This window comes from Marinobacter lipolyticus SM19 (assembly GCF_000397065.2).
Classification (GTDB): Bacteria; Pseudomonadota; Gammaproteobacteria; order Pseudomonadales; family Oleiphilaceae; genus Marinobacter; species Marinobacter lipolyticus.
On record NZ_KE007328.1, the window covers coordinates 103,565 to 118,413 of the forward strand.

Annotated in this window: 12 protein-coding genes; 6 read left to right on the forward strand and 6 right to left on the reverse strand. The window is 58.6% G+C overall.

Translation table 11 applies throughout. The annotated features are described in order from the left end of the window. Positions 1-70 precede the first annotated feature (70 nt). Entirely contained in the window at positions 71-931 is an 861-nt protein-coding gene (locus tag MARLIPOL_RS16465; RefSeq protein WP_012139440.1) for a putative RNA methyltransferase, read from the reverse strand. Positions 932-1,042: 111 nt separating this feature from the next. Here MARLIPOL_RS16465 and MARLIPOL_RS16470 point away from each other — a divergent pair, with 111 nt between their 5' ends. Then, positions 1,043-2,362: an NTP/NDP exchange transporter gene (locus MARLIPOL_RS16470; RefSeq protein ID WP_012139441.1), complete on the forward strand. Its 1,320-nt coding sequence runs from the start codon at positions 1,043-1,045 to the stop codon at positions 2,360-2,362. Beyond that, a complete protein-coding gene (locus tag MARLIPOL_RS16475) occupies positions 2,359-3,303 on the forward strand; it encodes an aldo/keto reductase (protein ID WP_012139442.1) in 945 nt (314 codons plus the stop codon). Before MARLIPOL_RS16470 ends, MARLIPOL_RS16475 begins: the two co-directional genes overlap by 4 nt. 25 nt (positions 3,304-3,328) lie before the next feature. On the opposite strand, the gene MARLIPOL_RS16480 is transcribed toward MARLIPOL_RS16475, so the two are convergent. After that, positions 3,329-3,670 carry a 4a-hydroxytetrahydrobiopterin dehydratase gene (locus tag MARLIPOL_RS16480; RefSeq protein ID WP_012139443.1) on the reverse strand — a complete coding sequence of 114 codons (342 nt, stop codon included), beginning with the start codon at positions 3,668-3,670 and terminating at the stop codon, positions 3,329-3,331. A 131-nt stretch (positions 3,671-3,801) separates the two neighbouring features. Here MARLIPOL_RS16480 and imuA point away from each other — a divergent pair, with 131 nt between their 5' ends. The 3 genes from imuA to MARLIPOL_RS16495 are packed head-to-tail and all read left to right on the forward strand — an operon-like array spanning position 3,802 to position 9,038. After that, positions 3,802-4,491 carry a translesion DNA synthesis-associated protein ImuA gene (imuA, locus tag MARLIPOL_RS16485; protein ID WP_012139444.1) on the forward strand — a complete coding sequence of 230 codons (690 nt, stop codon included), beginning with the start codon at positions 3,802-3,804 and terminating at the stop codon, positions 4,489-4,491. A gap of 9 nt (positions 4,492-4,500) precedes the next feature. Continuing rightward, positions 4,501-5,919: a Y-family DNA polymerase gene (locus tag MARLIPOL_RS16490; protein ID WP_012139445.1), complete on the forward strand. Its 1,419-nt coding sequence runs from the start codon at positions 4,501-4,503 to the stop codon at positions 5,917-5,919. Continuing rightward, complete coding sequence (locus tag MARLIPOL_RS16495) at positions 5,919-9,038, forward strand: error-prone DNA polymerase (protein WP_012139446.1); 3,120 nt, start codon at positions 5,919-5,921, stop codon at positions 9,036-9,038. The genes MARLIPOL_RS16490 and MARLIPOL_RS16495 overlap by 1 nt, the downstream gene beginning before the upstream one ends. Before the next feature lie 52 nt (positions 9,039-9,090). Here the strand turns inward: MARLIPOL_RS16495 and MARLIPOL_RS16500 are convergent, their stop codons facing one another. The 4 genes from MARLIPOL_RS16500 to dbpA all read right to left on the reverse strand — a co-directional run bounded on the left by MARLIPOL_RS16500 (position 9,091) and on the right by dbpA (position 14,117). Further along, positions 9,091-10,425, reverse strand: coding sequence for a sodium ion-translocating decarboxylase subunit beta (locus MARLIPOL_RS16500; RefSeq protein WP_012139447.1), 1,335 nt, complete (start codon positions 10,423-10,425; stop codon positions 9,091-9,093). Between the two features lie 13 nt (positions 10,426-10,438). Then, positions 10,439-12,226, reverse strand: a complete 1,788-nt coding sequence (oadA, locus tag MARLIPOL_RS16505) for a sodium-extruding oxaloacetate decarboxylase subunit alpha (RefSeq protein ID WP_012139448.1) — start codon at positions 12,224-12,226, stop codon at positions 10,439-10,441. Between the two features lie 40 nt (positions 12,227-12,266). After that, positions 12,267-12,518 carry an OadG family protein gene (locus tag MARLIPOL_RS16510; protein ID WP_012139449.1) on the reverse strand — a complete coding sequence of 84 codons (252 nt, stop codon included), beginning with the start codon at positions 12,516-12,518 and terminating at the stop codon, positions 12,267-12,269. 225 nt (positions 12,519-12,743) lie between these two features. Then, a complete protein-coding gene (gene dbpA / locus MARLIPOL_RS16515) occupies positions 12,744-14,117 on the reverse strand; it encodes an ATP-dependent RNA helicase DbpA (protein WP_012139450.1) in 1,374 nt (457 codons plus the stop codon). 141 nt (positions 14,118-14,258) lie between these two features. Here dbpA and MARLIPOL_RS16520 point away from each other — a divergent pair, with 141 nt between their 5' ends. Then, the gene (locus tag MARLIPOL_RS16520; protein WP_012139451.1) at positions 14,259-14,795 is read left to right on the forward strand and encodes a DUF2058 domain-containing protein; all 537 of its coding nucleotides are present in this window, start codon (positions 14,259-14,261) and stop codon (positions 14,793-14,795) included. The last annotated feature ends 54 nt before the right edge of the window (positions 14,796-14,849 follow it).

Below are 14,849 nucleotides of genomic sequence, written 5' to 3' on the forward strand. Positions count from 1 at the left end.
GGCAACATGCCTTGGTGCCAGACCAGTTGATGCATTCTCATGAGGAAACTATAGATTATCCCGCACAATTCTAAAGCGGATATGCGGAATCACTAAGTCTGTAACAGGTAATGCGCACATCCACGGTGACTGTCAGGGAGTTCAGCGCAGAGGCGCGCTCAATCCCCTCCGCGCCGGCCCGGTATAGATGTGGCGTCATCGCCAGCAGATCAGCAATCTGGTCCTGACTGGTCAGTTCCAGGGAAAACCGCTCCGCTGTGGTCGCCAGCGTAGTGAACCCCTCGGGTGCAACGGTGTCCTCATTCTTCTCCGGTTTCACTGTGGGGTAGATAATCTCACGCAACTCTCGCAGGTGCCCGGGGCCTGCGTCCACCTGCACAATCTGACCGCCCGGCTTCAGAACCCGGGCAAACTCGGAATACACGGGAAACCCGAATAAGCACAGTATCCGATCCACCGAGGCAGACAGTACCGGGAGCCTGGCGTTGGTGCCCACCACCCATGCCGGACGCTTGTCCTGCTTTGCCGCAGCCAATACCGCCCACTTGGAAATATCCACCCCAAGCAGCTCCAGGGTTCGCCGTTCTCCGGCGGCAGTCGCGAGCTGCCTCAGGTAATACCCTTCACCGCATCCGGCATCCAGGCAGCTGAGCGTCCCCTCACCGGGTACATCCGCCAATGCTGCACGATTCACCGCTTCGGCGATGGGTTGATAAAAGCCGCCATTCAGGAACTTGCGGCGTGCCGCTACCATCTCCTTGCTGTCGCCTGGATTGCGGGAGCGCTTGTTCTGCACCGGCAGCAGATGGGTATAACCCTGGCGGGCAATATCAAAGCTGTGACCGGCCGGGCAGCGCCAGGCGGTGTCAGTCCGGGTCAACGGGTCACCGTCCAATGGGCAGGCCAGGGCCTGAAACGGGGTAACGGGCATGCAGTATCCGCCTGAGTTCATCTATGTACGGGGATGCAAGGCTAACCCAAACGAATCCAATGGTCTAAATTGAAAACCACACATCTCATGAAACCAGCCCGTTGCGCGTTTATGAGCAACCCATTCGCCAAGCTGTTTAACATCCACCGCGAGGAAATCTTCCCGGTCATGCTTGCGGTGTTGTTCTTTTTCTGTGTACTCACCGCACTGATGGTATTGCGTCCTGCGCGGGAGGCCCTTGGTATTCAGGGTGGCATCGAGACCGTGCGCTGGCTGTTTGTCGGAACCGCGGTCATTACCCTGCTGGTTAACCCGGTGTTCGGGCTACTGGTCAGCCGCTTGCGCCGCCTGACCTTCATCACCACGACCTACGCTTTTTTCGGGTTCAGCCTTATTGCGTTCTATCTGGTCATGACACGGGCTCCCAACATCATCGGTGTCATTTCCGGGCAGATATTCTATGTCTGGTTCAGCGTGTTCAATCTGTTCATCACCATGGTGTTCTGGGCGCTGATGGCGGACCGCTTCACCCTCGATCAGGGTAAACGCTTTTTCGGTGTTATCGCCGTGGGTGGTACCTGTGGGGCCATTTTCGGACCCTGGCTGACGTCCGTGCTGGCTGAACCCCTGGGGACTCCGGCCCTGCTTCTTGTCAGCACCGGGTTTCTGGCTCTGGCGATGGCTGCCTGCTGGGCCATTACCCACATACAGCCGGACCGGATCGGTCGTACACATGAGACCCGGCCAGCCATCGACGAGCGCGAACTGATCGGTGGTAAAGCCTGGGAAGGCTTTCGAGCAGTTTTTCAATCCCGTTACCTGTTGGGCATTGCCATCTACGTCACCATCCTGGCGATCGTGGTTACGTTCATTTATTTCACGCGGTTGCAGATGGTGGCCGAACTCGGTGAAAGCACCGACCAGAGAACCACCCTGTTTGCCAGAATCGATCTGATCACCCAGGCGGCCACGCTCATCATGCAGGCACTGGTAGCCGGCCACCTGATGAAACGGCTCGGCGTACACATCACCCTGGCTCTGCTACCTTTAACTACAGTGCTGGGTTTTATCGGCCTGGCCATGGTCGGCTCTCTGGCGGCGCTGATTACCCTGGAAGCGTCCTTCCGTGCAGTTCAGCGCGCCATTATGCGCCCGGCCCGGGAAACCCTGTATACCGTGTCAAGCAGGGAGGACAAATACAAAGCCAAGGCCTTTATTGATACCTTCGTCTATCGTGGTGGTGACGTGGTGGGCGCGCAGGTAGAAGGCCTGCTCGGGCGCCTGGGTATGGGGCTGGCCGCCGTGGCCAGCGTCGCGGTTCCCCTGGCATTAATGTGGGCCTTACTGGGGCTATGGCTGGGCAGGACGCAACAGTCCATCGCGACCGCTCTGGAATCGGAGGACACCACCGACAAGAGGACATCACCATGATTTCCCGCAGGGATTATCTGAAACTCGCCCTTGCCGCCGGGACCACACTGGCCCTTAAACCCGGCCTACTCTGGGCCGAAGACAAACAACTGGACCTGATTACCCGTGCCATCCCGTCGTCCGGCCAGCGCCTGCCAGTAGTGGGACTGGGCAGTTCCGCCACCTTCGCCAGCGTGTCCCGCAGCGAAGATCGGGATGCCTTGCGGGACGTTCTGAAAACACTGGTCGAGCAAGGCGGCAAAGTCTTCGACACTGCCCCGAGCTATAGCGCTTCAGAAGCAGTCGCCGGGCAGATCGCCAGGGAACTGAACATCACCGATGACCTGTTCTGGGCCACCAAGGTCAACGTTGCCGGATGGGGTGACGGCAAGGCCGATCCCGACACCGCGAGAGAGCAGATCGAAACCTCTTTCAAGCGCATTGGTAAGCCTGTCATTGACCTGATACAGGTCCACAACCTCGGGGACGTACCCACGCAACTTGGCATTCTCAAGGAGATGCGGGAAGAACAACGGGTGCGTTATATCGGTGTGACCACCACCTTCCCCCGCCAGTATGACGATCTGGAGCGCATCATGGCGCGGGAACCCCTGGACTTCATCGGCATTGATTACGCCATCGACAACCTCACGATGGAACAGCGGATACTGCCACTGGCCAGGGAAAAAGGCATGGGTGTACTGGTCTACGCCCCTTTCGGCCGGACCCGGCTCTGGGACAAAGTGAAAGGCAAAGATGTACCCACCTGGGCGGCGGAGTTCGACGCCTATTCCTGGGGTCAGTTCTTCCTGAAATTCGTCGTCGCCCACCCGGCGGTCACCGCGGCCACACCAGCAACCAGTAAGCCTCGCCACATGGCGGACAATATGGGGGCCGCCATGGGTGTTTTACCCGACGAGGAAATGCGTCAGAGGATGATCCACCACATCGCCGGCCTTTGATCACGGCAGACCGGAACCATACTGATCAGCCCCCGAAGGCTGCATCCGTTCGTGCCGCCATAATGAAGTCATTTTTATGAAGACCACCGATCTTGTGGGTCCACCAGCGCACAGTCACCTTACCCCATTCCAGCAGGATTGCAGGATGGTGCCCCTCCGCTTCAGCCAGTTCCCCGATCGTGTTAGTAAACGCCAGAGCCTTGGCAAAATTGCTGAACTTGAATACCCGCTTCAGCTGCTCTTCGCCATCCAGTTCAATAAGCTGCCACTCTGGAACTTCTCGCTGCAGGCTCTGCTTCTCTTCTTCGGTGGCTTTCGGAGCATCCGCACGACAGGCTTCGCAGGATTGCGTGGTCAGTGAACTCATGGTTCAACCTCCCTGGTCAATGACTGGTACTACAAGCGTGGGTGCGGGGCTCCACATTATCAAGCCCACTATTGAAATCCCCGCCTTTTCGGAATACTGTATATTTAAACAGTATTCCGAGAGTTTTCATCATGAGCGAGATTCTGAACACGCTGATGCAGGATGCCCGCATCTGGCAGGGGCATCGTCACGTACAGACCACACAGACTGCGGAGCCAACCGGGTATCAGGTGCTGGATAACCAGCTTGGCGGCCTGGGCTGGCCCCGGGGCGCCCTGAGTGAATGTCTTCTGGATGCACCGGGTATTGGGGAGCTCCATTTGTTGTTACCACTTATGCAACGGGTGTGCACTGAGGGTAGAACCGTGTTCTGGCTGAATCCACCGCACACGCCCTATGCACCTGCCCTGGCCCGGGAAGGTGTCAATCTGGACCAGGTAGTGCTGGTCCAGACCGAAGACGAAGGCGACTTTCTGTGGACACTGGAAAACTGCCTGCGCTCACCGGTGACCGGGTTAGTCGTGGCCTGGCCCGGGAAACTGGCCTCCCGGGAAGTCCGGCGCCTGCAGCTGGCCGCCGAAGCCGGCAGCAATGTGTGCGCATTGTTCCGGGAACGGCGTTACGCCGAGCAGAACTCTCCGGCCGCCCTGCGTCTGGAGCTGGAGCCCGATGAGCACCAGGCGCTCAAGGTGAATGTGCTGAAGCGCCGGGGCAGCTGGCCCGGGCAACGCTGCTCACTGGACATGGCCCAGCGGGCCGACCTGTCATTCCGTGAAACCACCCGGATCGTCCAGGGCCCCTGGTCGGATTCAACCGGGTAATCATTCGTCATGCTGTGGCTGTATCTGCATTTCCCGCACCTGTTGCTGGACCACATTCGCCGTTCCCGTGAAAACCAGGGCGCTCTGGTCATTGTGGAAGGCTCTGGCCAAAAGGTTACCCAGGCCTGCCCTGAGGCCAGGACCCAGGGCATCCGTACTGGTATGCGCCTGAAAACCGCCATCAGTCTGGCGCCAGATCTGGGTATGGTCCGGGCCGATGCCTTTCAGGAAGCCCGAATCCTGGAAGACCAGGCCCGCTGGCTTTACCGCTACGCGGCCCACATTGTGCTGGTTCCTCCGGATGGCATGCTGGCCGAGGTAGGCAGTCTGCAAAAGCTGTATGGTGGTTTACCCGCCGTCTGGCAAACGGTGGAACAGGGGCTGAATGAGCGCCAGCTGAATGCCTGGATCGGGATTGGCTACACGCCCTTGGCCGCCCGCCTGATTGCGCGTGCAGGCAAAGGGGAGTGCACGTCAGACAAGGGGCATATTCAGCGAGCCCTGAGCCAGATGCCCCTGCTCGCGGCGGAACTCGATGAGAAAGCCTGCACCCGCCTGCAGCGACTGGGGCTGAATACGCTGGGGGAGGTTTTTGATTTGCCGCCCAATGAACTGGCCCGCCGCCTGTCTCCGGAACTGCTGGCTTACATCCAGAAAATCCAGGGCACCCGGCCAGACCCTCGAACACCCTGGCAACCGCCCCACTCTTTCCGCCAACAGGCAGATTTCGTGCAGGAGATTGAGCACACCCAGGGGCTGTTGTTTCCGCTCCAGCGAATGCTCACAGAACTGGAAGAGGATCTTTGCTGGCGCCAGCAGGATACCGACAGCCTGCGGCTGGTACTGAAACACCGGCACTCTGAGCCCACCCGCATGCATATCCGCACTTCCGGGCCGGAGCACCGGGCCGACAACTTCCTCAACCTCATTCGCCTGCGGCTGGAACAGCACTCGCTGCAGGCGCCGGTGATTTCTCTGATGTTGTCGGTGAAGCGCTTCCTGTCCCGGGAGGCGCCCTCCGGCCAGGATTTACTGGGCGAAACACAGGATCTGAACGAGGCCTGGCATACCCTGATCAGCCGCTTGCAGGCCCGGCTCGGGGAAAAAGCGCTCAGACAGCTCTCGCCCCAGGCCGATCACCGCCCCGAACGGGCATGGTCTGCTTCGGAAGTCCTGCGCAAAACCGGAACGCCGCTAAAGCCTGTCGAAGAACTGCCACGGCGCCCCCTCTGGCTGCTGAAAGGCCCACAACCGCTGACTGAGGCACCGGTTGCCTGGTTTGCCGGCCCGGAGCGAATCAGCGGTGGCTGGTGGGATGGCCAGCGGGTGCACCGGGATTACTACATTGCCCAGTTGCACAGCGGCCAGTTGGCCTGGGTCTTCCGGGATGCCCGGGAGGGCTGGTTTGTGCATGGGTGGTTTGGCTGATGTCCGAGCGTCAGTACGCGGAACTGTTCTGCTTCAGCAACTTCACGTTTCTGACCGGAGCCTCTCACCCTCAGGAGCTGGCCGAGCGGGCACACGAGCTTGGCTACACGGCTCTGGCCATCACCGATGCCTGTTCCGTTGCCGGTATCCCCCGGGCCTGGGCGGCACTGGCAGAAAGCCCGGTCCAATTGATTACCGGCAGCTGGTTTGAACTGTCCGATGTGCTGCCCGGCGCCACCACTCCACGCTTCATCCTGCTGGCCCGCACCCGCAAGGGCTATGGCCAGCTCTGCCAGTTGATCACCACCGGCCGTCGCCGGGCCGAGAAAGGCCAGTACCAGCTGTTCTGCCGTGACATTGAGACTCACACGCTGGATGACTGCTTGTGCCTGTGGCTGCCACCCTCGCCGGCCGAGGCGGCGTCCGATCAGGCCCTGGCCTGCGGCGAATGGCTGGGCCGCCTGTTTGATCTGCGGCTCTGGATTGCCGCCGCCCGCACCCTGGAGTCCGGCGAGGAACAGCGGCTTGCCCGGATACACTGGCTGGCTGACCAGTTACGCATCCCGGTTGCCGCCGTTGGTGAAGTACACATGCACAGCCGGGAGCGCCAGCCTCTGCAGGATGTGCTCACGGCCCTGCGCAATCACACCAACCTGGAAAATGCCGGCCACTGCCTGTTCCAGAATGGGGAGCGATACCTGCGCCCATTACCCGTGCTGCAACGGCTGTTTCCACAAACCTGGCTGAATGAAACCCTGACCATTGCCCGGCAGTGCACCTTCGAGCCCGGCAGCTTGCGTTACGAATACCCGCCAGATCTGGTACCGGAAGGCGAAACCCCTGCCGCTTACCTGAAGCGGCTGACCAGTGAGGGCGAGTGCCGGCGTTATCCGGAAGGCACGCCGCTGCAGGTCCAGAGCCTGATCCGCAAGGAGCTGGGCCTGATCTCCGAGATGAAGTACGAGCACTATTTCCTGACCATCCACGACATCGTGGCCTTTGCCCGCAGCCGGGGCATCCTGTGCCAGGGCCGGGGTTCCGCCGCCAACTCTGCGGTCTGTTATTGCCTGGGCATCACCGAGGTGAATCCGGCCCGGGTGGAACTCCTGTTCGAGCGGTTTATTTCCAAAGACCGCAACGAGCCCCCGGATATTGATGTGGATTTTGAGCACGAACGCCGGGAAGAAGTCATCCAGTATATCTACCGGCGCTACAGCCGCGAGCGGGCCGCCCTGGCCGCCACGGTGATCCGTTACCGGCCCCGCAGCGCCATTCGCGACGTCGGTAAGGCTCTCGGCTTTGATCCCGCCCTGGTAGAACAACTGCTGGAAGGTATTGACTGGCGAGACCAGGCCACCAACTGGCGCCAGCAGATCCTGGACAAGAAAATCACCCGTAACCCGCAGGTGGCAGACCAGTTCTTTAGCCTGGTCAACACCCTGCTGGGCTTCCCACGGCACCTGTCCCAGCATGTGGGCGGGTTTGTCATCAGCGCCGGGCCGCTGGCCGAGCTGGTACCGGTGGAAAACGCCACCATGGCCGACCGCACTGTGATCCAGTGGGACAAGGACGACCTGGAAAGCCTGGGCCTGATGAAAGTGGATGTGCTGGCCCTCGGTATGCTCTCTGCCATACGCAAGGCCCTGGAGTTAATCAGCGAAGAAAAGGGCCAGCCATTCCGCATGCAGGACATTCCCCAGGAAGACCGGGCCACCTACGCCATGCTCCAGAAAGGCGACAGTATCGGCGTATTCCAGGTGGAATCCCGGGCCCAGATCAACATGTTGCCGCGCCTGAAACCGGAGACCTATTACGACCTGGTGATCGAAGTGGCCATCGTACGACCCGGCCCCATCCAGGGAGACATGGTGCATCCGTACCTGCGCCGTAAACACGGCCAGGAACCAGTGGACTACCCGAATGGTGCCGTACGCAACGTTCTCGAACGTACTCTTGGCGTGCCTATCTTTCAGGAACAGGTCATCAAACTGGCCATGGTGGCGGCCGGTTTCTCCGCCGGCGAAGCCGACCAGCTGCGCCGGGCCATGGCCGCCTGGAAATCCCATGGCGACCTCACCCCGTTCCGGGAAAAACTGATTACCGGTATGCTCGAACGCGGCCACGATGCCGACTTTGCCGAACGGCTCTACCAGCAAATCTGTGGCTTCGGTGGCTACGGTTTCCCGGAATCCCACGCCGCCAGCTTTGCCTTGCTGGTGTACGTCTCCGCCTGGATCAAACGGCATTATCCCGCGGCCTTTTACTGCGCCCTGCTCAACAGCCAGCCCATGGGATTCTATTCCCCCTCACAACTGGTGCAGGACGCCCGGCGGCACGACGTTACCGTCCTTCCGCCGGACGTGAATTTCAGCCAATGGAACCACACACTGGAGAGCAAAGAACGCCACCTGCGCCTGGGCCTGAGGATCATCCAGGGCCTATCCGCCAACGGCGCCGAACGCATCCACCAGAACCGCCCGGCAACCGGCTACCGCTCCGCCAGCGAACTCCGCCATCTGGCCGCCCTGAATCAGCGGGATATGGAACTGCTTGCCGGCGCCAACGCCATGCCCGGATTCACCGCCAACCGGCATCAGGCTTACTGGCAACTGCTCGACCACGAACAGCCTACAGAACTGTTCGCTGAGGAAACTTCGGTTGAATACCAACCGGAATACTGCACCCAACTACCGGAGCCCACGGAAGGCCAGAACGTCCTCGCCGACTACGCCAGCCAGGGCCTGACCCTGCAACGCCACCCGCTGGCCCTGCTGCGGGAACAAGGCCACCTGACGTTCTGTCTGAGCGCCGAGCAACTCAGAACCACCAAAGCCGGCATCCCCGTCCAGGTCGCCGGTCTCGTCACCGGCCGCCAACGCCCCGGCTCCGCCTCCGGCGTGACCTTTGTGACCCTGGAAGACGAGACCGGTAACGTGAATGTGGTGGTGTGGCTGGAAACCGCGCGGCGGCAGCGCAAGCCGTTATTGACTGCCCGGTTACTGCATGTGAAGGGGATTCTGGAGAGAGAGGGAGACATTGTGCATGTGATGGCGGGGAAGCTTTCCGATCTGAGCCACCTGATTCAGTCGTTGCCCGTTCATTCCAGGAATTTTCATTAAAAACAAAAAAACCCCGCACAAAGGCGGGGTTTTCGGTACTGCGATAAGAGGATCAGCTCAACAGCTTGATCATCACACCGGCAGCAACCGCAGAGCCGATAACACCAGCCACGTTCGGGCCCATGGCGTGCATCAGCAGGAAGTTCTGCGGGTTAGCTTCCAGGCCAACCTTGTTGGAGACCCGCGCAGCCATCGGCACGGCAGATACACCGGCAGAACCAATCAACGGGTTGATAGCTTCTTTGCTGAAGCGGTTCATCAGCTTCGCCATCAGAACACCAGACGCGGTGCCCACACCGAAGGCAACAATACCCAGGCCGAGAATACCCAGAGTCTGCGGATCCAGGAACTTGTCAGCCATCAGCTTGGAGCCAACCGACAGGCCCAGGAAGATCGTCACGATGTTGATCAGCGCATTCTGGGCGGTGTCACTCAGACGCTCAACAACACCACATTCGCGCATCAGGTTACCGAAGCAGAACATACCCAGCAGCGGAGCCGCATCTGGCAGGAACAGAACCACGGCAATCAGCACTACCAACGGGAAGACGATCTTCTCCTTCTTGCTGACCGGGCGCAGCTGGGACATCTTGATGGCCCGCTCTTTCTGACTGGTCAGCGCCTTCATGATCGGCGGCTGGATCATCGGAACCAGCGCCATGTAGGCGTAGGCTGAGACCGCAATGGCACCAATCAGGTGAGGAGCCAGAACACTGGACACGTAGATGGATGTTGGGCCATCCGCGCCACCAATGATACCCACAGCCGCGGCTTCAAGGATGGTGAAATCCAGAATACCGAAGAAATCCAGCAGGGCCGCACCGATCACGGTACCGAAGATACCGAACTGAGCAGCCGCACCCAGCAGCATGGTCTTGGGGTTCGCCAACAGCGGACCAAAGTCGGTCATGGCGCCCACACCCATAAAGATCAGCAGTGGGCCAATGGTGCTTCCGATAACCACTGAGTAGAAGTTATAGAGCATGCCATTGCCATAACCGAAATCCTGCGCCAGCGAATTCGCCATGGCCATTTCAGAGTAGCTGGCTTCCTTGACGCCGATCTTGAAGGCTTCCTTCACCTCAGGCGTTATAGCCTGGCCGGCCTGGTAGGCCACATCAAGGGGGGCAGCCAATGCGGCCAGAATATTCGAGGCGCCGCCCTTCAAAGCAAAATGAATGGCATTTTCGGCCGCAGTCAGGGCAAGCCCTGCCTCCGGAATGTTCGCCAGGATGCCACCGAAGCCAATCGGCACCAGCAGCAGTGGCTCAAAGCCCTTGCGGATAGCAAGGAACAGCAGGAGCAGTCCAATGGCAATCATCACCACCTGGCCCGGCTCGATATTGAACAGGCCACTGCCTGTCCAGAGCGTCATAATTTTATCCATGGAATGCTGGCCCTTATGCGATTGTCAGCATTTCATCATCAGGGGAGACGGCATCACCGACCTTGATGAAGACTTCGCCGATAGTACCGGCCTTGGGTGCGCGAACCTCGGTTTCCATCTTCATGGCTTCGAGGATAATCAGCACATCGCCTTCTTCTACGGTGTCACCCGGAGAAACCAGAACCTTGAAGATGTTACCGCCCAGGGGCGCAACTACAGGCTCACCTTCGCCAGCAGCAGGTGCTGGTGTTGAAGATGCAGCCGGCGCAGAAGCAGCACCGCCCTCACCCTGGATCTGGCTGATCTCACCACCTTCAGATACTGCCACCACGAACTTCTTGCCGTTCACCTCAACGGTGTAAGTCTCGGGGCCTTCAGTCTTCTTGGCAGGTGCGGCATCTTCGGCGGTCGGAACCGGCTCGAATGCATCCGGGTTGTTGCGGTTTTCCAGGAACTTGAGACCGATCTGCGGGAACAGAGCGTAGGTCAGCACGTCGTCCACGACGTTGTCTGCCAGCTTGATGCCCTTCTCGTCCGCCAGCTTCTTCAGCTCGTCGGTCAGTTTGTCCATTTCTGGTTCAAGCACATCCGCTGGACGACAGGTCATCACTTCCTTTCCATCCAGAACACGCTCCTGCAATTCCTTGTTCATTGGCGCCGGTGCTGCACCGTACTCGCCCTTCAGGATCGCAGAGGTTTCCTTGGAGATGGACTTGTAGCGTTCACCAGTCAGAACGTTCAGTACCGCCTGGGTACCCACGATCTGTGAGGTCGGCGTTACCAGCGGGATGAAGCCCAGGTCTTCGCGAACCTTGGGAATCTCGTCCAGAACCTGGTCGAACTTGTCGCTTGCGTTCTGTTCGCGCAGCTGGTTTTCCATATTGGTCAGCATGCCACCCGGTACCTGGGCAATCAGGATGCGGGAATCGGTACCCCGGAGGCTGCCTTCAAACTTCGCGTACTTCTTACGTACCTGACGGAAGTAGCTGGCGATCTCTTCGAGCAGATTCAGGTCAAGACCGGTGTCACGGTCAGTACCTTCCAGGATGGCAACCACAGCTTCTGTGGGCGAGTGACCATAGGTCATACTCATGGAAGAGATGGCCGTATCCACGTTATCAATACCGGCTTCCGCCGCCTTGATGGCGGTGGCGGTAGACATGCCTGTGGTCGCGTGGCACTGCATGTGAATCGGGATATCCAGTTCTTTCTTCAGACGGCTGACCAGGTCAAAAGCCACATAAGGCTTGAGAATACCCGCCATATCCTTGATGGCAATGGAGTCCGCACCCATATCGGCGACTTCCTTTGCCAGCTCTACCCACATGTCGATGGTGTGCACCGGGCTGGTCGTGTAGGCAATAGTGCCCTGCGCATGCTTTCCGGTCTTGCGTACGGCCTTGATGGCGCGATCCAGGTTACGGGGATCATTCATCGCATCAAAAATACGGAACACGTCGACGCCATTCTCGGCAGCACGCTCACAGAAACGGTCCACAACATCATCCGCGTAATGACGGTAACCCAACAGGTTCTGGCCCCGCAGAAGCATTTGCTGCTGAGTGTTGGGCATGGCCTTTTTCAGTTCGCGGATACGCTCCCAGGGGTCTTCGCCCAGGTAACGGATGCAGGAGTCGAAGGTAGCTCCACCCCAGGATTCCAGAGACCAGAAACCGACTTTGTCGAGTTTCTCGGCAATGGGCAGCATGTCGTCAAGCCGCATACGGGTGGCGAGCAGGGATTGGTGGGCGTCACGCAGGATAACGTCCGTAATCCCCAGCGGTTTCTTTGTGTCAGTCATCGTGTCAGCCTTCTGTTTAAAGGTTCTATCTTTTACCGGGTCACTTCTTGTGGCGCGACCGGAATTGTGCAATCGCCTTCTTGATGGCCTCGGCGGTGTCAGGGTCAACCGACGTTGGCGCCTTGGGCTTGGCACGTGGCGTTCTGGCCGGGGTTGCCGGCTCTGGCGGCGCAAACCGTGAGATGAGCTTGGACATGAGCAGCGTTGCGAATACCAGCACAACCAGGAACGCAAACACGAACCCCATACCTGCAATCATCAGATCTACGGCTTGTGACATCAGGTCATTCATATCGAATAGCTACCTGTATTGGTTTGTGTGATTTCCCCGACTTGCCCGGTGCAACCGGATTGGACTAAGGTCATAGGTCCAACAAAAACAATTCGGGAGGCAAAATCCTGCGTAATTTACCGTTTTAGATTGCCATGGGCAACCTGAATGCGAATTACTATACGCGCTTTCCGAGCCTCAAGACCCATTATGACAGAAATGGGTCCCGCCTTAATCCGCCGTCACTCAGGCATATCGGACGCGCATTTTACGGCCTTTTATCCTGCCATTCTCCAGCCTCTTCAGCGCCTCTCCGGCGACACTACGGTCAACTGCCACAAAGCACTGGAAGTCAAACAGATCAATTTTGCCAACGGCTTTGCCCGGGATACCCGCCTCTCCTGTGAGCGCTCCCAATACATCTCCCGGCCGGACCTTGTCCTTGCGGCCGCCAGAAATACATAACGTGCGCATCGTCGGCACAAGCGGCCTGTCAGGGTTGGCTAACAGTTTTTCTGTATCTCCCCACCGCACTTCCTCGTCACGCAGGGATTCCAGACGGGAAATCTTATGGCCTTGGGAGGGTGTACTCAGAGTCACTGCCAGACCCGCCTCACCTGCCCGGCCGGTGCGGCCAACCCGATGTGTGTGAACCTCCGGATCTCTGGCCGGCTCGACATTTACCACCAGCGGCAACGCTTTGATGTCCAACCCACGGGCAGCAACATCCGTTGCCACCAGGACCGAGCAACTCTGGTTCCCGAAGCGAACCAGCACACTGTCACGATCCCTTTGTTCGAGATCTCCGTGCAGGGGCAAAGCCGAGAAGCCGCGATCGCCTAAAGCCGCAGCCAGTTCATCGCACTGCTGCTTGGTGGTGCAGAAGGCAATACAGGAGGTAGGCTGAAGATCCGACAACAGCGCCGCCAGCGCATCCGCCTGCCGGCCGGAAGCAATCTCATAAAAAATTTCACGAATGTCGGGCTTCTCAATATGCCCTTCAACCCGGATATCGATCGGATTGGACTGGTAACGTTCACTGAGTGTGCGAATAGCGTCCGGCCAGGTTGCCGAAAACATCAGGGTCTGACGCTGCGATGGCGCCTGACTGATGATATCTTCCACCGTATCCTGAAACCCCATATCCAGCATGCGATCCGCTTCATCCAGCACCAGGGTTTGCAGCTTATCCAGGATCAGAGTGCCCTTGCGCAGATGGTCCTGGATACGTCCCGGCGTACCAACAACGATATGGGCGCCATGACTCAGGGAACCAATCTGTGGTCCTATGGCAACACCACCACACAGCGTCAACACCTTTACATTGGTCTTTGCCCGCGCCAGTTCCCGCAAAGCTTTGGCCACCTGATCGGCAAGTTCCCGGGTCGGACATAAAACCAGCCCCTGAACCGAAAACTGCCGCGGCCTGAGCTTCTCAATCAGTCCGATCCCGAACGCCGCTGTTTTACCACTGCCGGTTTGCGCCATGGCAATGACATCCTTCCCAGCGATGGCAGCAGGCAACGCCCTGGCCTGTATGGGCGTGGGTTGCTGGAATCCCAACTGTGCAAGATTGGAGACCATGGCCTGCGAAAGGCCAAGCTGGTTAAAGGAAGACATAAATAGAAAATCCTGAAATGAATAATGCTGGTTATGGCGGAGTTTGCAGTGCGCGTATACTACCTTATCAACGCACGCCCCGTCTGGTTAATTCATCATCAAGACGGGCGTCAGAGTCAGCAACTATAGAGGGAGGCGTCGATGGCATCACTTCAGGACCAGCTACTGAAAGCAGGACTTGCCGATGAAAAAAAAGCCAAGGCCATTCGCAACGAAAAGAAAAAGCAACGGAAGCAGCAACCCAAAGGAACCGTGCAGGTCAGCGAGGCTGAAATCCGCGCCCGCAAGGCCCGGGAAGAGAAAGCAGAGCGTGATCGCCAATTAAACCTGGAACGCCAGAAGGAAGCCGAGAAAAAAGCCATTCAGGCACAGATTCGCCAATTGGTTAACACCAACCGACTGGACCGATCCCGGGGCGAAACCTCCTACCAGTTTGTTCACGACAAGAAAATCAAGAAAATCTTCGTCGACGACAAAATGGTCGACCAGCTGTCCCGGGGCCGCCTGGCCATTGTGTTCGTCAACGATCAGTACGAAATCGTTGCCGAAGGCGTTGCGCGGAAAATTCAGGAGCGGGATGAAAATGCCGTGGTTGTACTCCATGACCGCCAAAAAGACGATGTCGGTGAGGACGATCCTTATGCCGGGTTCGAGATCCCTGACGATCTGATGTGGTGATCGCCCACATGTTCTTCTGGGCCAAATTGCTGATTATTTGTTATGAGGTGCATC

Coding starts and splice junctions, on each gene's coding strand:
- MARLIPOL_RS16465 (WP_012139440.1), bottom strand. CDS start 931: ATGCCCGTTACCCCGTTTCAGGCCCTGGCCTGCCCATTGGACGGTGAC.
- MARLIPOL_RS16470 (WP_012139441.1), top strand. CDS start 1,043: ATGAGCAACCCATTCGCCAAGCTGTTTAACATCCACCGCGAGGAAATC.
- MARLIPOL_RS16475 (WP_012139442.1), top strand. CDS start 2,359: ATGATTTCCCGCAGGGATTATCTGAAACTCGCCCTTGCCGCCGGGACC.
- MARLIPOL_RS16480 (WP_012139443.1), bottom strand. CDS start 3,670: ATGAGTTCACTGACCACGCAATCCTGCGAAGCCTGTCGTGCGGATGCT.
- imuA (WP_012139444.1), top strand. CDS start 3,802: ATGAGCGAGATTCTGAACACGCTGATGCAGGATGCCCGCATCTGGCAG.
- MARLIPOL_RS16490 (WP_012139445.1), top strand. CDS start 4,501: ATGCTGTGGCTGTATCTGCATTTCCCGCACCTGTTGCTGGACCACATT.
- MARLIPOL_RS16495 (WP_012139446.1), top strand. CDS start 5,919: ATGTCCGAGCGTCAGTACGCGGAACTGTTCTGCTTCAGCAACTTCACG.
- MARLIPOL_RS16500 (WP_012139447.1), bottom strand. CDS start 10,425: ATGGATAAAATTATGACGCTCTGGACAGGCAGTGGCCTGTTCAATATC.
- oadA (WP_012139448.1), bottom strand. CDS start 12,226: ATGACTGACACAAAGAAACCGCTGGGGATTACGGACGTTATCCTGCGT.
- MARLIPOL_RS16510 (WP_012139449.1), bottom strand. CDS start 12,518: ATGAATGACCTGATGTCACAAGCCGTAGATCTGATGATTGCAGGTATG.
- dbpA (WP_012139450.1), bottom strand. CDS start 14,117: ATGTCTTCCTTTAACCAGCTTGGCCTTTCGCAGGCCATGGTCTCCAAT.
- MARLIPOL_RS16520 (WP_012139451.1), top strand. CDS start 14,259: ATGGCATCACTTCAGGACCAGCTACTGAAAGCAGGACTTGCCGATGAA.